This window comes from Albidovulum salinarum (assembly GCF_025673475.1).
GTDB classification, from domain to species: Bacteria; Pseudomonadota; Alphaproteobacteria; order Rhodobacterales; family Rhodobacteraceae; genus Albidovulum; species Albidovulum salinarum.
The window spans coordinates 1-20,199 of the sequence record NZ_JAOVQO010000017.1 but is presented as its reverse complement, the minus strand read 5'-3'; the positions used below and the strand labels follow the sequence as shown (position 1 = coordinate 20,199).

Annotated in this window: 19 protein-coding genes and 1 pseudogene; 9 read left to right on the top strand and 11 right to left on the bottom strand. The window is 68.4% G+C overall.

Annotation, left to right across the window (positions count from 1 at the left end; genetic code table 11):
• Positions 1-142 precede the first annotated feature (142 nt).
• On the bottom strand, positions 143-1,912 hold the full coding sequence (locus tag OEZ60_RS16850; RefSeq protein WP_263338716.1) for an SLC13 family permease: 1,770 nt from the start codon (positions 1,910-1,912) through the stop codon (positions 143-145).
• A gap of 137 nt (positions 1,913-2,049) precedes the next feature.
• Here OEZ60_RS16850 and OEZ60_RS16845 point away from each other — a divergent pair, with 137 nt between their 5' ends.
• A complete protein-coding gene (locus OEZ60_RS16845) occupies positions 2,050-2,793 on the top strand; it encodes a YebC/PmpR family DNA-binding transcriptional regulator (protein WP_263338714.1) in 744 nt (247 codons plus the stop codon).
• Between the two features lie 146 nt (positions 2,794-2,939).
• Here OEZ60_RS16845 and OEZ60_RS16840 read toward each other — a convergent pair whose 3' ends face one another.
• Positions 2,940-3,830, bottom strand: a complete 891-nt coding sequence (locus OEZ60_RS16840) for a LysR family transcriptional regulator ArgP (protein WP_263338711.1) — start codon at positions 3,828-3,830, stop codon at positions 2,940-2,942.
• A gap of 86 nt (positions 3,831-3,916) precedes the next feature.
• On the opposite strand from OEZ60_RS16840, the gene OEZ60_RS16835 reads away from it, so the two are divergent.
• The 3 genes from OEZ60_RS16835 to OEZ60_RS16825 all read left to right on the top strand — a co-directional run bounded on the left by OEZ60_RS16835 (position 3,917) and on the right by OEZ60_RS16825 (position 6,398).
• Positions 3,917-4,519 carry a LysE/ArgO family amino acid transporter gene (locus OEZ60_RS16835; protein WP_263338708.1) on the top strand — a complete coding sequence of 201 codons (603 nt, stop codon included), beginning with the start codon at positions 3,917-3,919 and terminating at the stop codon, positions 4,517-4,519.
• A gap of 38 nt (positions 4,520-4,557) precedes the next feature.
• Complete coding sequence (locus OEZ60_RS16830; protein WP_263338705.1) at positions 4,558-5,463, top strand: DMT family transporter; 906 nt, start codon at positions 4,558-4,560, stop codon at positions 5,461-5,463.
• A gap of 71 nt (positions 5,464-5,534) precedes the next feature.
• Positions 5,535-6,398: an NAD(P)-dependent oxidoreductase gene (locus tag OEZ60_RS16825; RefSeq protein ID WP_263338702.1), complete on the top strand. Its 864-nt coding sequence runs from the start codon at positions 5,535-5,537 to the stop codon at positions 6,396-6,398.
• 9 nt (positions 6,399-6,407) lie between these two features.
• On the opposite strand, the gene choV is transcribed toward OEZ60_RS16825, so the two are convergent.
• The 3 genes from choV to choX form a co-directional block, all read right to left on the bottom strand.
• Complete coding sequence (gene choV, locus OEZ60_RS16820) at positions 6,408-7,463, bottom strand: choline ABC transporter ATP-binding protein (protein WP_263338699.1); 1,056 nt, start codon at positions 7,461-7,463, stop codon at positions 6,408-6,410.
• Positions 7,460-8,311 (bottom strand): choline ABC transporter permease subunit, encoded by an 852-nt coding sequence (gene choW, locus OEZ60_RS16815; protein WP_263338697.1) that lies wholly within the window; start codon positions 8,309-8,311, stop codon positions 7,460-7,462. Before choW ends, choV begins: the two co-directional genes overlap by 4 nt.
• Positions 8,312-8,432: 121 nt before the next feature.
• On the bottom strand, positions 8,433-9,371 hold the full coding sequence (gene choX, locus OEZ60_RS16810; protein WP_263338694.1) for a choline ABC transporter substrate-binding protein: 939 nt from the start codon (positions 9,369-9,371) through the stop codon (positions 8,433-8,435).
• Positions 9,372-9,605: 234 nt separating this feature from the next.
• Between choX and betI the strand changes: the two genes are divergently transcribed.
• From betI to betA, 3 genes are read left to right on the top strand one after another with little or no spacing between them, the layout of a single operon-like run.
• Positions 9,606-10,187: a choline-binding transcriptional repressor BetI gene (betI, locus tag OEZ60_RS16805; protein ID WP_263338692.1), complete on the top strand. Its 582-nt coding sequence runs from the start codon at positions 9,606-9,608 to the stop codon at positions 10,185-10,187.
• Complete coding sequence (gene betB, locus OEZ60_RS16800; protein WP_263338690.1) at positions 10,184-11,635, top strand: betaine-aldehyde dehydrogenase; 1,452 nt, start codon at positions 10,184-10,186, stop codon at positions 11,633-11,635. The genes betI and betB overlap by 4 nt, the downstream gene beginning before the upstream one ends.
• Before the next feature lie 54 nt (positions 11,636-11,689).
• Positions 11,690-13,345 (top strand): choline dehydrogenase, encoded by a 1,656-nt coding sequence (betA, locus tag OEZ60_RS16795; protein ID WP_263338688.1) that lies wholly within the window; start codon positions 11,690-11,692, stop codon positions 13,343-13,345.
• A 61-nt stretch (positions 13,346-13,406) separates the two neighbouring features.
• On the opposite strand, the gene OEZ60_RS16790 is transcribed toward betA, so the two are convergent.
• Both OEZ60_RS16790 and OEZ60_RS16785 read right to left on the bottom strand, forming a co-directional pair.
• The gene (locus tag OEZ60_RS16790) at positions 13,407-14,039 is read right to left on the bottom strand and encodes an aminotransferase class IV (RefSeq protein WP_263338685.1); all 633 of its coding nucleotides are present in this window, start codon (positions 14,037-14,039) and stop codon (positions 13,407-13,409) included.
• Complete coding sequence (locus tag OEZ60_RS16785; protein WP_263338682.1) at positions 14,003-15,136, bottom strand: aminodeoxychorismate synthase component I; 1,134 nt, start codon at positions 15,134-15,136, stop codon at positions 14,003-14,005. Before OEZ60_RS16785 ends, OEZ60_RS16790 begins: the two co-directional genes overlap by 37 nt.
• Positions 15,137-15,317: 181 nt before the next feature.
• Between OEZ60_RS16785 and OEZ60_RS16780 the strand changes: the two genes are divergently transcribed.
• Positions 15,318-15,557, top strand: a complete 240-nt coding sequence (locus OEZ60_RS16780; RefSeq protein WP_263338679.1) for a YdcH family protein — start codon at positions 15,318-15,320, stop codon at positions 15,555-15,557.
• Between the two features lie 20 nt (positions 15,558-15,577).
• Here the strand turns inward: OEZ60_RS16780 and OEZ60_RS16775 are convergent, their stop codons facing one another.
• The 4 genes and pseudogenes from OEZ60_RS16775 to OEZ60_RS16760 all read right to left on the bottom strand — a co-directional run.
• A complete protein-coding gene (locus OEZ60_RS16775; protein ID WP_263338676.1) occupies positions 15,578-16,972 on the bottom strand; it encodes a helix-turn-helix domain-containing protein in 1,395 nt (464 codons plus the stop codon).
• Positions 16,972-18,096 carry a DUF4240 domain-containing protein gene (locus OEZ60_RS16770; protein WP_263338673.1) on the bottom strand — a complete coding sequence of 375 codons (1,125 nt, stop codon included), beginning with the start codon at positions 18,094-18,096 and terminating at the stop codon, positions 16,972-16,974. Before OEZ60_RS16770 ends, OEZ60_RS16775 begins: the two co-directional genes overlap by 1 nt.
• Positions 18,097-18,167: 71 nt before the next feature.
• Positions 18,168-19,391, bottom strand: a complete 1,224-nt coding sequence (locus OEZ60_RS16765) for a Bcr/CflA family efflux MFS transporter (protein ID WP_263338670.1) — start codon at positions 19,389-19,391, stop codon at positions 18,168-18,170.
• A 71-nt stretch (positions 19,392-19,462) separates the two neighbouring features.
• A pseudogene (locus OEZ60_RS16760) lies at positions 19,463-19,808 on the bottom strand (DMT family protein); the annotation flags it as partial.
• 217 nt (positions 19,809-20,025) lie between these two features.
• Between OEZ60_RS16760 and OEZ60_RS16755 the strand changes: the two are divergent.
• The coding region (locus OEZ60_RS16755; protein WP_317852845.1) for a carboxyl transferase domain-containing protein at positions 20,026-20,199 on the top strand (174 nt) is incomplete at its 3' end.

Here is a 20,199-nt window from a genome sequence, read left to right as displayed (position 1 = left end):
GCAGCAATTCACCCCCGAGAGTATTTGACGACAGAAAGTGGCAGGGGCGCCTTGCGGTTGGACTCGTCGATGGTGGCGTGAGCCTTCGCTCTCTGCGCGACGGCGAGGGATCTCGTCGCGCCGGAACGGCGCGGTTGCCGGATCAGAGCGGCCAGACCAGAAGGATCGAAGGCAGGGCCACCGCGATGACGAGGATTTCCAGCGGCAGGCCCATCCGCCAGTAATCGCCGAACTCGTAGCCGCCGGGGCCGAGGATCAGCATGTTGTTCTTGTGCCCGATCGGCGTGAGGAAGGCCGAGGAGGCGGCGACCGCGACCGCCATCAGGAACGGGTCCGGCGAGGCGCCGAGCGCGTTCGCCATGGCGATGCTGACCGGCGCCGCGACGATCGCGGTCGCGGTGTTGTTGAGCACGTCCGACAGCGTCATCGTCACCACCATCAGCACCAGAAGCGCGACCCAGGCCGGCGCGCCTGCCGTCAGCGCGATGAGGCCTCTTGCGATGAGTTCCGTGCCGCCCGAGCTCTCGAGCGCGGCCCCGAGCGGGATCATCGAGCCGAGGAGCACGATCACCGGCCATTCGATATGGTCGTAGATCTCGGCAAGCGGCAGCACGCGGGTCGCCACGTAGCCGACCAACACCGCGCCGAGCGCGACGGGCAGGTCGACGAGCCCGATGCTCGCCGCGAGCACCGCCGCCGCGAAGATCGCGATCGCGGGCCAGGTATGGTCTTGCTTCGTCAGCGCGAGCCCGCGCTCGGCGAGCGGCAGGCAGCCGAGCCAGTTGACGACCTCGTCTGCGGTCTCGGATGGCGCGAGCAGGAGCAGGATGTCGCCCGCGCGGATCTTTGCCTTGCCGAGCGGCCCCTTGATGCGGTGGCCGCGGCGCGAGATGCCCATGAGCGCCGTACGGTGGCGCCAGATCAGCCCGACTGCCTCCACGGTCTTGCCGCGGATCCGCGCATCGGTCCGCACCACCGCCTCGACCATCGTGAAGCCGGCCTTCTCGGCCTCGAGATAGTGCTTGCGGCGGTGGTCGGCGAAATCGAGCTTGAGGGCGGCGCGGAATTCGTCGAGCGGCTCGGCCTCGGCCTCGACGAGGATCACGTCACCGCCGGCGAGGGTCTCGCTCCGGGCCGCGCCGTAGCGGCGCTTGTCGCCGCGGATGAGCGCCATGAGCGCGACACCGGCCTTGTCGGCCTCGTCATAGAGATCGCCCATGGTGTTGCCGACGAGCCTGGAGTCTTCCGGCACGATCAGTTCGGCGACGTAGGCCGCGGTGTCGCGCGCCGCGCCCTCGTCCTCGCGCTTCGGGATGAGCCGCCAGCCGACGAGCGCCACGAAGAGGAGGCCCGCGAGCGCCACGACGCCCCCCACTGGAGCGAAGTCGAACATCCGGAAGCTTTCGCCCAGCGCATCCTCGCGGATCGTGGCGATGATGATGTTGGGTGGTGTGCCGATCAGCGTCACCATACCACCGAGGATCGTCGCGAAGGAGAGCGGCATCAGCGACAGGCCCGGCGCGCGGCCGGCCTTGCGGGCGCTCGCCACGTCGACCGGCATGAGGAGCGCGAGTGCTGCCACGTTGTTCATGAAGGCGGAGAGGATGCCGCCCACCGCGCCCATCATCGCGATATGGGCGCCGATCCCGCGTCCGGTGTCGACGAAGGTGCGGGTGATCAGCATCACGACGCCCGCGCGCGTGAGCCCGGCCGACACGACGAGGACCAGGGCCACCACGAGCGTCGCGGGATGGCCGAAGCCGGCGAAGGCGGTCTTGGCCGGCACCACGCCGGCGAGAACGCCCGCGATGAGCGCGGTGAAGGCCACGAGGTCGTAGCGCCAGCGCCCCGAGATCAGCGCCGCGAAGACCAGGCCGAAGAGCGTGAAGAGGATGATCTGGTCCTGGGTCATGGCGCGCTCCGGCTATGCCGCCCCACTGAAACCGCCCGCGAAGGCGGATGCAAGCGCCGGATGCCGGCTCGGGCTTGCGGGCAGGCGGGGCGCTGACATATAGAGGCGCGAAACCCGAAGGATCGACGGAGAAGGTCATGGCCGGCCATTCAAAATGGGCCAATATCCAGCACCGCAAGGGGCGGCAGGATGCGGCGCGTTCGAAACTGTTCTCGAAGCTGGCGAAGGAGATCACCGTCGCCGCAAAGATGGGCGACCCCGACCCCGAGAAGAACCCGCGCCTGCGGCTTGCCGTGAAGGCGGCCAAGGCGGTGTCCTGCCCCAAGGACGTGATCGACCGCGCGATCAAGAAGTCGATGGGCGGCGACGCCGAGGATTACACCGAGATCCGCTACGAGGGCTACGGCCCGAACGGCATCGCGGTGATCGTTGAGGCGATGACCGACAACCTCAACCGCACCGCGTCGAACGTGCGCAGCTACTTCACCAAGCATGGCGGCAACCTCGGCACCACCGGCTCGGTCAGCTTCATGTTCGACCGGGTGGGCGAGATCATGTATCCGCTGAGTGCCGGTGACGCCGATACGGTGATGGAGGCGGCGATCGAGGCCGGTGCCGACGATGTCGAGACCGACGAGGACGGCCACTGGATCTATTGCGCCGATACCGAACTGTCGGCGGTCTCGGACGCGCTCGAGGCGGCGCTCGGCGAGAGCGAGGAAGCCAAGCTCATCTGGAAGCCGCAGAACCGCACCGATGTCGATCTCGAGACGGCGCAGAAGCTGATGAAGCTGATCGACACGCTCGAGGACGATGACGACGTCCAGAACGTCACGGCGAATTTCGACATTCCCGAAGAGGTCGCCAAGCAGTTCGCCTGAGCCCTTGGGCTTGACCGATCGGGATCCGGGTCGCCGGGGCGGCCCGGTGCCTCCGGCGGGGATATTTGCGGCAGGATGAAGGGGAAGGGCGGTCGCGCCCATCCCGGTGGCGGGGCTGGCCGTCTGCGCGTCTTCGCCGTGGCGGGTCAGGCTGGAAGGGGCGGAAGCAGGACGGCCGCCGCCTGGGCGCGGACCGCACGTGTCAGAGGCGCCATCGCCGCGCCTGTCAGCCGCCCGACCTGCCAGTAAAGCGCGATATCCAGCGGCGCGTCCGGCACGAGTGCCGCGAGATGCCCCGCGGCGAGGTCGCGGCGGATCAGGGGCTCGGGGTTCATGCCCCAGCCGAGGCCGAGCCGGGCGGCGTCGACATGGCCCCGGCTCGAGGCGAGGTAATGGCTCGGCGGGGCGATCCGACGGCCGGTGAGGCGGTGTGCCCAGAGGGTTGGAAGCCGGTCCTTCTGATTGAATATCAGCGCGGGGGCGCGGCCGAGTGTTTCGGCGGTGACGCCCTCGGCGAACCACCAGTCGATGAAGGCGGGGCTTGCCGACGCGATGCAGCGCAGCTGGCCGAGCGGGTGGCTGTCGCAGCCCGCGACCGGTGCGTCATGCGCGGTCACGGCGGCCTGCACTTCGCCGCGACGCAGCCAGTCGGCGGAATGGTCCTGATCGTCGATCACCAGGTCGTAGAGCAGATCCGGCACCGCGGCGAGCGCGGGCAGGACCCAGGTCGCGAGGCTGTCGGCATTGACCGCGATCCGCACCGTTGGCCGCTCTGCCGCGAGCTTTGCGCCGAGATCGGCGGCGAGCGCGTGTTCCAGGAGCTGCACATCCTCGAAATGGCGCGCGAGGCGGGCCCCGGCGGCGGTCGCGCGGGCCGGTTGGCCTCGGGTCACCAGGGCCGTGCCGAGCCGCTCCTCGAGCGCCTTCAGCCGCTGCGAGATCGCCGAGGGCGTAACATGGAGTGTCGCCGCCGCCGCCTCGAACGAGCCGGAGCGCAGGATCGCCGCGAGGGCCTGGAGCTGGGCCGGGTCATGCATTAGTAGAATTTAATACAGAACAGAAACATTAATTCGACTTACATCAAGGCGCCCGCTAGTCAAGCCCGTGACGACAGGAGGGGTGGATGTTGGCGGCAGGACTTTCGGGATTTCAGGTGTCGGTCGGACTGATCATGGCGATCGGGGCGCAGAATGCCTTCGTGCTGCGGCAGGGGCTCCGGCGCGAGCATGTGCTGGCCTGCGTGCTGTTCTGTGCGACCTCGGACGCGGTGCTGATCGCCACCGGTGTCGCGGGTTTCGCGGCGGCGAGCGCGGTGGCGCCCTGGCTCGGCCAGGCGCTGCGCTGGGGCGGCGTGGCATTCCTCCTCGCCTACGGCCTCCGGGCGGGCTGGTCGGCGCTTCGGGGCGGTGGTGCGCTCGCGCCGCGAAGCGCGGGGCCGGGGGCGCTCGGGCCCGTCCTCACGACGCTCGCCGCGATCACCTGGCTCAACCCGCATGTCTATCTCGACACGGTTGTGCTGCTCGGCTCGATCGCGGCGCAGTACCCGGGCCGAGAGATGGCGTTCGGGGCGGGGGCGGCGCTCGGCTCCTTCGCGTTCTTCTTCACGCTCGGCTTCGGCGCGCGGCTCCTCGCCCCGGTCTTCGCGCGGGAGGCAGCCTGGAGGGTGCTCGACGGCGGGGTGGCGCTCGTCATGATCTCGATCGCGGTACGGCTCGCCGTGGGCTGAGCCTTGCGCCCGCCGCCACGATAAGGTCATGTCTCGCCATGACCGCCGTCGATCAAGGTCGCCCCGTCGCGGGCATATTGTGGATGCTCGCGACCGGGCTCTCGTTCGTCGCGGTCACCGGGACGGTGCGCCATCTCGGCACCGGGTTGCCCGCGGTGGAGGCGGCGTTCATCCGCTTCGTCTACGGCATCTTCTTCTTCGCCCCGACACTTCTGCCCGCATTCCGACGCGCGCAGGCGGCCGGGGTCTGGCCGCTGGTCGCCGGGCGCGGTGCCTTCCATGTGCTGGCGGTGTCGCTGTGGTTCTTCGCGATGGCGCGGATCCCGGTCGCCGAGGTCACGGCGATCGGCTACCTGAACCCGGTCGTGGTGACGCTCGGCGCGGCACTTTTCCTTGGCGAACGGCTCGCGGCGCGGCGGCTGGTCGCGATCGGCGTGGCGCTCGTCGGGGCGATGATCATCCTTCGGCCGGGGGTGCGGGAGGTGAGCGCGGGCCACATCGCCCAGCTCGGCGCGGCGATGTGCTTCGGCGTCTCCTACCTCTTCGCCAAGCGGCTCTCGGCCTCCCTGTCCCCGGCGACGATCGTGGCGCTGATGTCGCTGACGGTGACGCTGGGGCTCGCACCCTTTGCCATCGCAGTCTGGGTGTGGCCGAGCCTCGAACAGCTCGGCTGGCTCGGCGTGGTCGCGGCCTTCGCGACACTCGGCCATTACACGATGGCGCGGGCCTTCGCGGCCGCGCCGCTGACGGTGACCCAGCCGGTGACCTTCCTGCAACTCGTCTGGGCGACGGCGCTCGGCTGGTTCGCCTTCGGCGAGGCGGTGGATCCCTTCGTGCTGGCCGGCGGCGCGCTGATCATCGCGGCGATCAGCTACATGACCTGGCGCGAGGCGCAGCTGAAGCGGCGCGCGGTCACACCGCCGCCCGAAGCGGCGAACATCTGAACCTGCAGGGCCGGATGTTTGGTGGATGGTCCGATCCGGGGTAGGCTGTCCTTTTTGGAGAGGGGGACAGCATGTCGGACGTTTCGGTGATCGGCCTCGGGGCCATGGGCAGTGCGCTCGCGGCCGCGCTCATCAAGGGCGGCTACGCGGTGACGGTCTGGAACCGGTCGCCGGAGAAGGCTGCGCCGCTCGTCGCGGCGGGTGCTGTGCAGGCGGGCTCGGCGGCCGAGGCGCTCCGGGCAAGCCCGGTGACGGTGATCTGCATCGCCTCGCACGACAAGACGCTGGAACTGCTCGGCGCGGCGGGCGACGCGGTATCGGGGCGCACGATCATCGAGCTCAGCACCGGCGGGGCCGAGGATGCCGAGGCGCTGGCCGCACATCTGGACGGGCAGGGGGCGGACTGGATGATCGGCATCATCAACGCCTATCCGACCGGCATCAGCCTGCCCGAGACCGTGCTTCTGATGGTCGGCGCGGAGCCGGTCTGGCAAAGATGCGCGCCGATCATCCGCACGCTTGGCGGCGGCTCGGCACGGGTAGGCGACCGGGCGGGCATGATCGCGGCGCTCTTCGCGGCACTCTTCACCACCCGGCAGGGCTTCATGTTCGGCATGATCTACGGCGGGCTCGTCTGCCGCAAGGCGGGCATCCCGCTCGACGTCTTCGCCTCACAGATACCGGTGTCGATGGGGGTCCTGCCCGCCTATCACAAGTACTTCTCCGACACCGTTCCGGCGGGCAAGTTCGACAATCCGCCCGCGACGATGACGGTCTATGCCGCGGCGCTCGACGACGCGCTGGCGACGTTCCGCGCGCTCGGGGCACATGCGGAGCTGCCGCAGCTTTTCAGCGACCTTGCCCATCGCGGCGTCGAGGCCGGGCTCGACGACAAGGCGCTGACCGCCCTCGTCGAGCTTATGTCGCGGGACTGAGCCCGCCCTTCACCCGCGCGGGTCGAGGAGCCGGCCAATCACGCTTTCCCGCGTGATCTGGCCGAGCGTCTGCCCGCCCTCGGTCACCGAGAGCGCAGGGACTTCGCGCAACAGCTCCATCACCTCGCGTACCGGCGCGTCGGGCGGCACGCCGGGGCCGTCCGCCGCCTCGCCTGACGGAGGCTTCATGATGTCCGAGGCAGTGAGCACGCCGAGCGGATTCATGTGCGCTACGAAATCGGCGACATAGTCCGAGGCCGGGTTGGCGATGATCTCGCGCGCGGTGCCGCATTGCACGATGCGCCCGCCCTCCATCAGCGCGATCCGGTTGCCGATCTTGAACGCCTCGTCGAGGTCGTGGCTGACGAAGATGATCGTGCGGTGCAGCTTTTCCTGGAGCTCCAGCAGTTCATCCTGGAGCCGGGTGCGGATCAAGGGATCGAGCGCCGAGAAGGGTTCGTCCATCAGGAGGATCGGCGCCTCGGTGGCGAAGGCGCGGGCGAGGCCGACGCGCTGCTGCATGCCGCCGGAGAGCTCGCCCACCTTGCGCTCGGCCCAGTCGCTGAGGCCGACCAGCGCGAGCTGTTCGTCGATCTTGGCGCGACGCTGGGCCGGGGTCTGGCCGGCAAGTTCGAGGCCGAGGCCCACGTTCTCGCGCACCGTCCGCCAGGGCAGCAGGCCGAACTGCTGGAACACCATCGCCACGCATTCGCGCCGCACCTTGAGCAGGTCGGGTGCGGAGGCGCTGCCGACCTCGCAACTCCAGCCCTCGTCATGGATCGTGACCTTGCCGCGGCAAACGGGGTTGAGCCCGTTGACCGCGCGCAGGAGCGTCGACTTGCCCGAGCCCGAGAGCCCCATCAGCACGAGGATCTCGCCCTTCGCGACCGTCAGCGAGCAGTCATGCACGCCGAGCACCTGGCCCGTGCGCTTCTGAATGACGCCCCGGCTCAAACCCTCATCCATCAGCGGCAGGGCGCGTTCGGGATGCTCGCCGAAGACGATGTTGACCTTGTCGAACTCGACCGCGATGTCCTGGCCGATCATTGTGGCGTCCCCCCTCATTGCGCGCTCCCCCGGCGCAGCATCCGGTCGAGCACGATGGCCACGACCACGATCACGAAGCCCGATTCAAACCCGAGCGCGGTGTTGACCGACTGCAGCGCCCGCATCACCGGCACGCCGAGCCCGCTCGCGCCGACGAGGGCGGCGATGACGACCATCGACAGCGACAGCATGATTGTCTGGTTGAGACCGGCCATGATCTGGGGAAAGGCGTAAGGAAGCTCGGCCTTGAAGAGCACCTGCCGCTTGGTCGCGCCGAACGCGGTCAGCGCCTCGATGAGCGCGGTCGGCGTCGAGGAGACGCCGAGATGCGTCAGCCGGATCGGCGCCGGCAGCACGAAGATCACGGTCGCCAGAAGGCCGGGCACCATGCCAAGGCCGAAGAAGATGATCGCCGGGATCAGGTAGACGAAGGTCGGCAGCGTCTGCATCAGGTCTAGGATCGGCTGCATCGCGGCATAGAGCCTCGGCCGGTGGGCGGCGGCGATGCCGATCGGCACGCCGACCGCCATGCAGACGATGCAGGACGACAGGATCAGCGTCATGCTCTGCATCGTCTCGTCCCAGTAGCCCTGGTTGAGGATGAAGAGGAAACCGAGCGCCACCATCACGCAGGTCTTCCAGTTCCGCTGCACGAGCCAGGTGATCGCGACGAAGATCGCCACGATGACCAGGGGATGCGGCGTGTCCAGCAGCCAGAGGATGCCGTTGATCATGGCATCCATGACGTCGGAGATCAGCCGGAAGGCCGGTTTCAGATTGTCTTTCATCCAGTCGAAAAGTGTCTTTGCGGCCTTTCCGACCGGGATCTTGTGATCCGCGAGCCAAAGCTGTTCGAGCCAGTCCATCCCTCATCCCCAAAATCGCGGCCGGCCGCGCGGGCCCGCGCCACGGTTTCCCCGTTCTGGTAGAAATGTCCCTCTCCGCCGCAGGGAGTGTGACGGAGAGGGACCTCGCGCGAACCGGTTGTCAGTTCAGCGCGGTCTCCACGGCGGCCATCGCGTCGCCGCCGTCCTTCGTGGTCACGCCGTCAAGCCAGGGGCCGAGCGCGTCCATGTTCTCGGAAAGCCATTTCTTGGCGGCCTCGTCCGGCGCCTCGCCGTCGTTGAGGATCCCGTCCATGATCTCGTTTTCCATCTCGAGCGTGAACGTGAGGTTGGTGAGCAGCTTGCCGGTGTTCGCGCATTCCGCGACATAGCCCTTGCGGGTGTTGGTGAAGACCTCGGCGCCGCCGAAGTTCGGGCCGAAGACATCGTCGCCGCCCGAAAGGTAGGTCATCTCGAAGGTCGCGTTCATCGGATGCGGTTCCCAGCCGAGAAAGACGATCGGCTTGCCGTCGCTGTCGGCGTTGCCGACCTGTGCCAGCATTCCCTGTTCGGAGCTTTCCACCACCTCGAAGCCATCAAGCCCGAACTGGTTCGCCGCGATCATGTCGATGATCAGCCGGTTGCCGTCGTTGCCCGGCTCGATCCCGTAGATCTTGCCCTCGAGCGCATCCTTCTGCGCGGCGATCGCGGCGAAGTCGGTGATGCCGAGATCGGCACCCGCCTTGTTGGTGGCGAGCGTGTATTTCGCGCCCTCAAGGTTGCGGCCGATCGTATCGACCGTGCCCGCCTCGCGGTAGGGGGCGATGTCGGCTTCCATCGTCGGCATCCAGTTGCCGAGGAAGACGTCGATGTCGCCTTCGGCGAGGCCCGTATAGGTCACCGGCACCGACAGAACCTTGACGTCGGTCTCGTAGCCGAGCGCCTCGAGGATCGTCGTGGTCACTGCGGTTGTGGCGGTGATGTCGGTCCAGCCGACATCGGAGAACACCACCTTGTCGCAACCGGCGGCGAAGGCCGGCGCCGCGACGGTGAGCGCGGCCGTGGCCAGCAGTGTCGCACGCAGGGTCTTGGAAAGGGTCATTCGCTGTCTCCCTGTTTTCTTGATTGACGGATCAATAAACATACATCCCGCGTCGGAGCGCAAGAAAAAAATCTCGGGCCGCCGCAGCGGTTCCGGGCATGTCGTGCGGAAAAGACTAGTCCAACTGTCAGATTTCTCAAGGGAACCTCTGCGGGGCGCGGTTTTATTTTTGTTGATTGACGAGTCAATAAAACTTCGTGTAGCGATAGAGTCCACATCGGAAAGGGCGGGCGGATGCCGAAAGTTGGGATGGAACCGATTCGCAAGGCGGCCCTGGTCAAGGCCACGATCACCGAGATCGGCCGCACCGGATCGCTGGATGTCACGGTCAGCCAGATCGCCAAGCGGGCGGGAATGTCCTCGGCGCTGGCGCATCACTATTTCGGCTCCAAGGAGCAGATCTTCCTCGCCGCGATGCGCCATATCCTGACGCTCTACGGCGCCGAGGTGCGCGGCGCACTCGCGGCCGCCGAGGGGCCTCGCGGCCGGCTTCAGGGCATCGTCCGGGCGAGCTTCGCGAGCTCGAGCTTTCGCCGCGAAACCATTGGCGCGTGGTTGAATTTCTACGTCCTCGCCCAGACCCTGCCCGAGGCGCGGCGATTGCTCGGCATCTACCAGAGGCGGCTGAACTCGAACCTCTGCCACGACCTGCGCCCGCTCGTCGGCGTGCGCGCAGAGGCGGTGGCGCAGGGCCTCGGCGCAATGATCGACGGCGTCTACATCCGCGAGGCGCTGAAAGCCGGAACGCCGGATGGTGCCGGGGCCGCCGAGATCGTCATGGACTACCTGGAACGCGAACTGGAGACGACCGAATGAGTGCGCAGCCGAAAGCCAGCCATTTCGTCGATGGCGCCTATCTCGAGGACAGGGCAGGCGCCGAGATCGAGGTGATCTACCCCGCGACCGGCGAGGTGATCGCCCGCGTCCACGAGGCGACGCCCGCCGTGGTCGAGCGCGCCATCGCCTCGGCCGCGCGGGCGCAGGCGGAATGGGCGCTCGTCAAGCCGGTCGAGCGTGCCCGCATCCTGCGCCGCGCCGCCGACCTGATCCGCGAGCGCAACCGCGCGCTGTCGGAGCTGGAGACGCTCGACACCGGCAAGCCGCTGCAGGAGACGCTGGTCGCCGACGCGACCTCCGGCGCGGACGCGCTGGAGTATTTCGCGGGCCTCGTGCCCGCCGTCACCGGCGAGACGATCCCTCTGGGGCGCGATTTCGTCTACACGGTGCGCGAGCCGCTCGGGGTCTGCGTCGGCATCGGCGCCTGGAACTACCCGACCCAGATCGCCTGCTGGAAGTCGGCCCCGGCGCTCGCGATGGGCAATGCGATGATCTTCAAGCCGTCTGAAGTCACGCCGCTATGTGCCCTGAAAGTCGCGGAAATTCTCGTCGAGTCCGGGCTACCGGCGGGGCTGATGAACGTCGTGCAGGGCCGCGGTGCGGTGGGGACCTCGCTGATCACCGATCCGCGCGTCGCCAAGGTCTCGCTGACGGGCTCGGTGCCGACCGGGCGCAAGGTCTATGCCGCCGCGGCCGAGGGGATGCGGCATGTCACGATGGAGCTTGGCGGCAAGTCGCCGCTGATCGTGTTCGATGATGCCGATGTCGAGGATGCGGTCGGCGGCGCGCTTCTGGGCAATTTCTACTCCTCGGGCCAGGTCTGCTCGAACGGCACGCGGGTCTTTGTCCAGAAGGGCATCAAGGAACGGTTCCTCGCCCGGCTCAAGGAGCGCACCGAGGCGATCCGGCTCGGCGATCCGATGGACGAGGCGGTGCAGATGGGCCCCGTCGTCTCGGCCGCGCAGATGGAGAAGGTTCTGGCTTACGTCGAGGCGGGCAAGGCCGAGGGTGCGCGGCTGGTGACCGGCGGCGCGCGGGCCGGGGACGGGGGCTACTACATCCGGCCCACGGTCTTCGCCGATGTCACCGACACGATGGCGATCGCCCGGGAAGAGATCTTCGGGCCGGTGATGGCGGTGCTCGATTTCGAGGATGAGGACGAGGTCGTAACCCGAGCCAATGCAACGGAATTCGGCCTTTCGGCGGGGGTCTTCACCCGCGATCTGACCCGCGCGCACCGGTTGGTCGGGCGGCTCGAGGCCGGGTCGTGCTGGATCAACGCCTACAACCTCGCCCCGGTGGAGGCGCCGTTCGGCGGCGTCAAGCTCTCGGGCGTGGGGCGCGAGAACTCGAAGGCGGCGATCGAGCACTACAGCCAGATCAAGAGCGTCTACGTCGGCATGGGGCCGGTCGAGGCGCCGTACTGAGCGACGAGGGGCGCGGGCCAGGTCCGCGCGGCGGTTGAAAGCGGAGGGCGCGAGATGGAAGCCGATTATGTGGTCGTGGGCGCGGGCTCGGGCGGGTGCGCGATGGCCTACCGGCTCGCCGAGGCCGGCAAGCGGGTGATCGTGATCGAGCATGGCGGCACCGATGCGGGGCCGTTCATCCAGATGCCGGGGGCGCTCAGCTACCCGATGAACATGGGGATCTACGACTGGGGCTACCAGTCCGAGCCCGAGGCGCATCTCGGCAACCGGCGCTTGGTCACGCCGCGCGGCAAGGTGATCGGCGGCTCGTCCTCGATCAACGGCATGGTCTTCGTGCGCGGCCACGCGCGGGATTTCGACCACTGGGCCGAGGCCGGCGCGGCGGGCTGGTCCTATGCCGACGTGCTGCCCTATTTCAAGCGGATGGAAACCTGGCACGGCGGCAATGGTGCCGCGAACGGGTTCCGCGGCACCTCCGGCCCGCTGCATGTGACGCGGGGCCCGCGCGCCAATCCCCTCTTCCACGCCTTCGTCGAGGCCGGCCGCGAGGCGGGCTACGAGGTCACCGACGATTACAACGGCGAGAAGCAGGAAGGCTTCGGGCCGATGGAGGCGACGATCTTCAAGGGCCGGCGCTGGTCGGCAGCGAATGCCTATCTGCGGCCCGCGCTGAAGCGCGAGAACTGCACGCTGGTGCGGGCGCTCGCGCTCAAGGTGGTGATCCGCGACGGCCGCGCCGTGGGCGTCGAGGTCGAGCGCGGCGGCAAGGTCGAGGTGATCGGGGCGCGGGCCGAGGTGATCCTCGCGGCCTCCTCGATCAACACGCCGAAGCTTCTCATGCTCTCGGGGATCGGCGCCGCGGCGCATCTTGCCGGGCACGGGATCGGGGTCGTGGCGGATCGGCCGGGGGTCGGGGCCAACCTGCAGGATCATCTCGAGATCTACATGCAGTATGCCTCGAAGAAGCCGATCACGCTCTACAAGTACTGGAACCTGATGGGCAAGGCGATGGTGGGGGCGCAGTGGCTCTTTACCGGGACCGGGCTCGGTGCGTCAAACCAGTTCGAGAGCTGCGCCTTCATCCGCTCGGACAAGGGCGTCGACTACCCGGATATCCAGTACCACTTCCTGCCGATCGCGGTGCGCTACGACGGCAAGGCGGCGGCCGAGGGGCACGGCTTCCAGGCCCATGTCGGGCCGATGCGCTCGAAGTCGCGCGGCGCGGTGACGCTGGCCTCCGCCGACCCGAAGGCGGCGCCGCTCATCCGTTTCAACTACATGTCGCATCCCAACGACTGGGCGGAGTTCCGCAAATGCGTGCGGCTCACCCGCGAGATCTTCGCGCAGGAGGCGTTCAAGCCCTTCGTCAAGCACGAGATCCAGCCCGGCGCCGGCTACGGCACCGACGCGGAGATCGACAGCTTCATCCGCGAGCACGCCGAGAGCGCCTATCATCCCTGCGGTACCGCGCGGATGGGCCGGCGCGACGATCCGATGGCGGTGGTCGATCCGGAATGCAGGGTGATCGGCGTGGATGGCTTGCGGGTCGCCGACAGCTCGGTCTTCCCGCGGATCACCAACGGCAACCTCAATGCGCCCTCGATCATGGTCGGCGAGAAGGCCGCCGATCACGTCCTCGGGCGCGGCATGCTGGCGCCGGCAAACTCCGAGCCGTGGATGAGCCCGCGCTGGAGCGTGGCGCAGCGCTAAAGGCAGCCGGGAGGGCGCTGCCCTCCCGGACCCTCCCGGGGTATTTTTGCAATGGAGAAGGTCAGGGGGCGGGGACGAGCCGCGCCGGGACGAGGCCGCGGAGCGCGTTGCCCATGAAGAGCCGGGCGCGGGAAAGGTCCGCCTCGGAGATCACCTGCTCACGGGCCTGGCCCGAGGCGAGGAGTTCGGCGCGCAGCATGCCGGGCAGGCAGCCGCAGGCGAGGGGCGGGGTGACGAGGCCCTGGCCGAGATCGGCGAAGAGATTGGTGATCGTGCCTTCTGCCGCTGCGCCGCTCGTGTTGAGGAAGAGCGCCTCGTCGATGCCTGCGGGCAGCGCGGCGCGCGTCCGGTCGTAGAGTGCGCGTTCGGTCGTCTTGTGCCGCAGGAGCGGGGCATCGGGGTCGAGCCGCTCGGGTGCGATCATCACCCGCCACTCGGGCGGGTTGGGGGCGATGGGGCCGGTCGTGACCTTGGCGTCGCCGGCGCGGCCGAGGGTGAGGCGGGTGCGAAGCGGGGTGGAACCGGTTACGGTGGCGAGGGCCGCCTCGATCGCGGCGCGGTCCCAGGCGAAGCCGAGCGCCGCGGCCGAGGCGCGGGCGCGGGCGAGATGCGCCTCGAGCCGGTGGAACGACGCGCCGTCCCAGCGAAAGGTCTCGATCAGGCAGGTGTCAGCTCTGCAAACCGGGCTTTCCACAGGGCCTCCTCGTATTCGCCATGGGCGGTCGAATCGATGACGATGCCGCCGCCGACGCCAAGCTCGACCTCGCTCTCGCCGAAGAGCGTGAGCGTGCGGATCGCCACGTTGAAGCTCGACGCGCCGTCCGGCCCCATCCAGCCGATCGCGCCGCAATAGGCGCCGCGGGGACCGGCTTCCAGCTCGCGGATGATCTCCATCGCGCGGATCTTCGGCGCGCCGGTGATCGAGCCGCAGGGAAAGAGCGCGCGGAAGATCGCGGAAGGTTCAGTGCGGGGCAGGAGCCGGCCGGTCACGCGGCTCACCATCTGGTGCACGGTGGCATAGCTCTCGATCGCGAAAAGCTCGGGCACCCTGACCGAGCCGACCGTGCAGATCCGCGAGATGTCGTTTCTCAGAAGATCAACGATCATAAGGTTCTCGGCGCGGTTCTTGATGCTCTGCTCGAGCTCGAGCCGGAGGGCTGCATCATGGGCCGGGTTGGAGGCGCGAGGGGCGGTGCCCTTCATCGGCCGGGTCTCGATCCGGCCGTCGGCATCGGTCGCGAAGAAAAGCTCGGGCGAGCGCGAGACGAGGACCGGCAGGTCTGGAAGCGCCACATAGGCGCCGTGGCGGACCGGCTGGCGGGCGCTGAGGGCGGCGTAGAGGCCCGGCGCGCTGCCGGTGCGGCTTGCCGTCATGCCCATCGTCAGGTTGGCCTGGTAGACGTCGCCCGCGGCGATATAGGCCTGGATCCGGGCGAGGGCCGCACCGTGTGCGTCCGCGGCCCAGCCGGGCGCGGGCAGGCTGAGGCTCGCGGAGCCGGCCTCGGCGCTGGCGCGCGCGAGGAAGGCGTCGGCAGCGGCGGGGGCGTCGTAGAGACCGAAGGCCAGGAGCGGCAGGCGGCGGCCTTCGGGCATCAGCGGCTGAAGCCGCGGCTCGAGCGCGTAGCCGAGTTCGTAGCTTGCGAAGCCGGCGATCCAGAGGCCCTCGGCCCGCGCCGCGTCGAGCGCGGCGAGCGCGGCCCCGACCTCGGCCGGCCCGTCGGCGCGGATCAGCCGCCGGGGCGCATCGAAGAGCGCGGGAGCGCCCTTGGGGCCGTCTTCGAGAAGGATCATCTGGGTCCGCGCAAGGTTGGAATCGCGCCGCGAACTTGGGGGCATAAGGCCCCGAGCGCAAGCGTTATGCCGCCGCTTTGGCGGCCGTTCGCGCCTCTTTCGCGCGCCGGGTTTGACCGAGGTCAAGGAGGCGGGGCGAGGCGCGGGCTAGCAAGGGGGCGGACAACAAAGGAGCGCAGGCATGTCGCATACCCCCCACGAGCTGCACGAGGAATTCCCGGCCGAGGCCGACAAGATCCATGAGCTGAAGGTCTCGAACGCGCATTTCGCGCGGCTCGCCGAGGAGTATCACAGCGTCAACCGCGAGGTGCACCGGGCCGAGACCGGGGTTGAGCCGGTCGACGGGCTCGTCGAGACGGAGATGCGCAAGAAGCGCGCCCATCTGAAGGACGAGATCGCCCGGATGCTGGCCGGGGCCTGAACCGTTCGGACGGCGCGGCATCAGTCGATGTCGTAGGGCAGGAGCCCGCGCCGGTCGGGATCGACGCGGAGCTTGCGTTCGAGGGGCGGCACCGATCTCTGGTGGCAATCCTTGCGTTCGCAGATCCGGCAGGAGATCCCGATCGGCTCGAAGGCGCGGACATTGGTCAGATCGAGGTCGTCGGCATAGACGAGGCCCTTGGCATGGCTGATCTCGCAGCCGAGCCCGATCGCGTAGCGCCGAACCGGCGCGTGGAACGATCCGCCGTGCTTGGAGACGTCGCGGGCGAGGCAGAGATAGCGCACGCCGTCGGGCGTCTCGGCCAGTTGCCTCAGGAAACGGCCCGGCGTCTCGAAGGCGCGGTGGACGTTCCACAGTGGGCAGGCGCCGCCGAAGCGGGCGAACTGCAGCCGCGTCGCGGAATGGCGCTTGGTGATGGTGCCGGCCTGGTCGACTCGGACGAAGAAGAACGGGATGCCCTTCTGCCCCGGCCGTTGCAGCGTCGAGAGCCGGTGCGCGACCTGCTCGATCGAGGCGCCGAAGCGGTCGGCAAGGCGTTCAAGGTCGTGCCGGGTCTCCTCGGCCGCCTCCAGAAAGGCGCGGTAGGGCAGGAGGGCCGCCCCGGCGAAATAGTTCGCGAGGCCGATCTTGGCGATCGACCGCGCCGCGTCGGACTGGAAGCGAGCGAGGTCGAGCGTCGCCTCCAGAAGCTCGTTCTGGGTGGTGAGTGCGAGTTGGAACAGGAGTTGGAAGCGCCGCGTCTCCGGCGCGGCGCGGGTCGAGAGCGTCAGCCGCCTGTCGCTGACCTGGCGAATCTCGGCGCTGTCCGACAGCACCACCTCGATGCCGCGCTCGGCAAGCAGCATGCGCGCCCGCGCCTCGGGGTCGCGGCGCGCCTCGGCGGCGTCGGCGAAGCGTTCGGCGGCGCGGTCGACGGCATCGATGTAGTTGTCGCAGTAGTGGAAGAAGTCGCGCACCTCCTCCCAGGGCGAGGCGCGGGTCGCGGTCTCGTCGCGCCCGAGCGCCTCGTCGAGCGAGGCGAGGCGTTCGTGGCTCTGCCGGTAGGCGCGATGCAGCCCGAGAAAGGCGCGGGCGAGCATCGGCGCATTCGAGGCGGCGAGGCGCAGATCGGCAAGCGGCGGGGCGGTATCGGCGAAGATCGGATCGGCCAGCGCCTCGCGCATGTCCGAGACGAGCCGTTCGGCATCGCCCGCCGAAAGCTCGGTCACGTCGAGCCCGAACTCGCCCGCCAGCGCCAGCACGACGGCGGCCGAGACCGGGCGGTGGTTGTTCTCCATCTGGTTGAGGTAGGGCAGCGAGACGCCGAGCTTGGCCGCAAAGGCCTTCTGCGTCAGGCCGAGCCGGGTGCGCGTCTCGCGCAGCTTCGCGCCGGCATAAAGCTTCTGGGTGGCCATCAATCGGACTCCGTGAGTGCGGCGATGCGGGGCAGGAGGGCAGGGAAGTCGGATTCCGCCACCTCCGGGCCGGCAAGGCGGAGGGGTTTGACCTTCGATCTTGGCATCGCCTTGCCCTGACACAGGTCGTAGGCGATGGGTGCCACGTCGCGAAGCGCGTCCATGCCGCCGGACTGGCCGTGATGCAGGCCGATCTCGAACCCGTCGGGATGGGCCAGCGTCGCCTCGAAGACGGCGCGGCCCTGAAGGATCAGCCAGCCCCGGAAGGCCTCGAAGGAATCATCCGAGCATCCGCCTTGCAGGAGGTAGGCGAGGGCCCAGACATCGGTGCGGTAGGCGCGGGCGTCGATCTCGCGCAGGCGCGCGTCGAAGCCGCGGATCGCCGCGGGCTTGAAGAGCGCGAGCCGTTCGGGCAAGAGGTCGAGCCGTTCGCCGATCGTCTCGGTGGTGAGGCCGCGGTCGAGCAGCTCCCAGAAGACATCCTCGTCCATCTTGCGCGGATCGGTCTTGCCCCGTGGCTTCGGGCGTTCCTCGGCCTCGATCGCCGCGATGTCGGTGTCGGTCCGGGCCAGTTCGGCCGGGCTCGCGCCTTCGGATTCGAGCAGGTCGCGGAAATCGGTCATTACGGAGAGGAGGATTGCCTTCTTTTCCGGGATCCGGGCGACGAAGGCCTCATGGTCGGCGCGCTGCTCCGCCTCGCTCGCGTAGGCAAGGCGCGGCTCGTGGGTGAAGCCCTTGCGGCGCTCGTTCACATAGAACCAGAACACCCCCTTCAGAAGACCGGCATGGGCGCGCCAGACCCGGATCGCCCGGGCCGCCTCGCCCATCGCCCGGAACCGCTCGAGCACGGCCAGCGTGGCCTCGCTCAAGGGGGCATAGAAAGTCTCGCCCGCCGGGGTGAAATGGGCTTCGAGCGCGTCGAGCCGGCCTTCCTCGAAGTAGCGCTCGATCAACCAGTCGTAGCCGGGCTGGCAATGGCTCTGAAGGAGCGGCACGCCGGGAACGCGGGTGATCTGGCCGGCCGCCTCGAGATCGACGACCGCGAACATGTAGCGTTCCCAGTCCTCGTCGAGGGAGCGGAGCTTCGGCTTGAACCCGGCAACCAGACCGTCCTTGAACTCCATGCCCCAATCCGCGCAGATTTGCATATTTGCGGATCAGAATAGTGCAATTTGCGAACCGTGCAACGGCGGGATCAGGCCCCGATCCGGCGGGCGCGACGGATCACCAGGAGGATGCAGACGACCGAGGCGGCCGAGCTGAGGAGCATCAGCCCGATCAACGGCAGCGCGCCGCCGCCGAGCCCGAGCGCCCAGCCGGCGAGTGCGGAGAGCGCGGCGCCGCCGCCGATCATGATCGCGCCGCCGAGCCCCGAGGCGGTCCCGGCCAGCCCCGGCCGGACCGACAGCATCCCCGCATTGGCATTGGGCAGCGCCATGCCGTTGCCGATCCCGACCGCGATGGTAAGCCCGAAGAAGGCATTGGCGCCGGCAAGGCCGGCAAGGTCGAGCGCCGCGAGCAGGAGCATCCCCGCCGTGGTGATCGCCGTGCCCGCCAGAACCATGCGGTTGAGCCCGACCGCGACCGAGTAGCGGCCCGAGATGTAGTTACCGGCCGCGTAGCCGATCGCCGGGGCGGCGAAGTAGAGGCCGAGGAGGCTCGGCGGCATCCGGTAGATCTCGGAGCCGACATAGGGCGCGCCACCGAGATAGGCGAAGAAGGTGCCTGAGGTGAAGGCGGCGGCAAGGCAGTAGCCCCAGAAGCGCGGCGAGGTCAGCAGTTCAGGATATTGCCGGACCTGATCGGCGAAGCGCGCCGTGTGCCCGGCCGCCGTCTCGCCGAGGTCGGCCCAGACGAGCCACAGCACCGACACCCCGAGCACGATCAGAAGCGCGAAATTCGCCTGCCAGCCGAAGGCCTCGTCTAGGACACCGCCGACGACCGGGCCGACCATCGGCACGACCGACATGCCCATCGTGACATAGCCGATCATCGAGGCCGCCTGTTCGCCCGGCACCATGTCGCGGATCACCGCGCGGCTCAGCACCATGCCCGCCGCGACCACCGCCTGCATCATCCGGAAGAAGAGGAACACGCCGACGTTCGGCGCGAGCAGCGTGCCGAGCGTGGCGACGAGGAACAGCCCCACCGACCACAGGAGCACCGAGCGGCGCCCGAACCGGTCCGAGATCGGGCCGATCGCGATCTGCAGCACCGCGCTCGCCGCGAGATAGAGCGAGACCGAAAGCTGCATCAGCCGGTAATCGGTCGCGAACCATTCGGTCATGCCCGGCAGCGACGGCAGGAAGATGTTCATCGCGAGCGCCGAAAGCCCTGCAACCATCACCAGCGTGACGATATGGGGCGGCGTGCTGCGGTCGAGGAACCGGATCTCGGGGCGGCGGGCATCGGGGCTCATCCCGTTGAGCTAGGCCCCGGTCGAGGGCTTGTCCATCGCTTTTCTGCACAGCGCGCTGTGCGGGAAGCGCAGTTCCAGCGGTGAAAGATGAAGAAGGCCCCGAGCGCGATCAGCCCGAATCCGACCGCGTGGTTCCAGCCGAGGCTCTCCTTGAGGCAGGTCACCGAGAAGGCGGCAAAGACCACGAGCGTGATCACCTCCTGGATCGTCTTGAGCTCGGCGGCGCTGAAATGGCCGTGCCCGATCCGGTTCACCGGCACCTGCAGCAGGTATTCAGAAAGCGCGATTCCCCAGCTCGCGAGGATCACGGTCAGGAGGGGCGGCCTTGAACTTCAGATCGCCGTACCAGGCGAAGGTCATGAAGATGTTGGAGGCGACGAGAAGGCCAATGGTGACGACGGGAACCGGAAGCGGTATGGGATGCCGCGTCATGAGATTCTCGCGTGTGGCGGACCGCGCGGCTATAGCGCGGCGCGGCCTCTGCCGGAAGGGGTGCGGGGCTCCGCGGGCCGGTCTGATTTGCAGTTATGCAATTAGCAAATCTACCTCTGCGTATATGTTGCAAATTTTCGCGAATCCGCTTTGAGCATGCAACGGTACACGCTAGGGTGCCGCATCGGACATGGGGGAGAGCATGAAAGACATCCTTGAGCAGTTGGAAACCCGTCGGTCTGCCGCCCGTCTCGGCGGCGGCCAGCGCCGGATCGACGCGCAGCACGCGCGCGGCAAGCTCACGGCGCGCGAGCGCATCGAGCTCCTGCTCGACGAGGGCTCGTTCGAGGAATTTGACATGTTCGTGGCGCATCGC

Coding starts and splice junctions, on each gene's coding strand:
- betA (WP_263338688.1), top strand. CDS start 11,690: ATGGAAGCCGATTATGTGGTCGTGGGCGCGGGCTCGGGCGGGTGCGCG.
- OEZ60_RS16775 (WP_263338676.1), bottom strand. CDS start 16,972: ATGGCCACCCAGAAGCTTTATGCCGGCGCGAAGCTGCGCGAGACGCGC.
- OEZ60_RS16830 (WP_263338705.1), top strand. CDS start 4,558: ATGACCGCCGTCGATCAAGGTCGCCCCGTCGCGGGCATATTGTGGATG.
- OEZ60_RS16765 (WP_263338670.1), bottom strand. CDS start 19,391: ATGAGCCCCGATGCCCGCCGCCCCGAGATCCGGTTCCTCGACCGCAGC.
- OEZ60_RS16850 (WP_263338716.1), bottom strand. CDS start 1,912: ATGACCCAGGACCAGATCATCCTCTTCACGCTCTTCGGCCTGGTCTTC.
- betB (WP_263338690.1), top strand. CDS start 10,184: ATGAGTGCGCAGCCGAAAGCCAGCCATTTCGTCGATGGCGCCTATCTC.
- betI (WP_263338692.1), top strand. CDS start 9,606: ATGCCGAAAGTTGGGATGGAACCGATTCGCAAGGCGGCCCTGGTCAAG.
- OEZ60_RS16770 (WP_263338673.1), bottom strand. CDS start 18,096: ATGGAGTTCAAGGACGGTCTGGTTGCCGGGTTCAAGCCGAAGCTCCGC.
- OEZ60_RS16845 (WP_263338714.1), top strand. CDS start 2,050: ATGGCCGGCCATTCAAAATGGGCCAATATCCAGCACCGCAAGGGGCGG.
- OEZ60_RS16785 (WP_263338682.1), bottom strand. CDS start 15,136: ATGATCCTTCTCGAAGACGGCCCCAAGGGCGCTCCCGCGCTCTTCGAT.
- choW (WP_263338697.1), bottom strand. CDS start 8,311: ATGGACTGGCTCGAACAGCTTTGGCTCGCGGATCACAAGATCCCGGTC.
- OEZ60_RS16825 (WP_263338702.1), top strand. CDS start 5,535: ATGTCGGACGTTTCGGTGATCGGCCTCGGGGCCATGGGCAGTGCGCTC.
- choV (WP_263338699.1), bottom strand. CDS start 7,463: ATGAGGGGGGACGCCACAATGATCGGCCAGGACATCGCGGTCGAGTTC.
- OEZ60_RS16840 (WP_263338711.1), bottom strand. CDS start 3,830: ATGCATGACCCGGCCCAGCTCCAGGCCCTCGCGGCGATCCTGCGCTCC.
- choX (WP_263338694.1), bottom strand. CDS start 9,371: ATGACCCTTTCCAAGACCCTGCGTGCGACACTGCTGGCCACGGCCGCG.
- OEZ60_RS16780 (WP_263338679.1), top strand. CDS start 15,318: ATGTCGCATACCCCCCACGAGCTGCACGAGGAATTCCCGGCCGAGGCC.
- OEZ60_RS16835 (WP_263338708.1), top strand. CDS start 3,917: ATGTTGGCGGCAGGACTTTCGGGATTTCAGGTGTCGGTCGGACTGATC.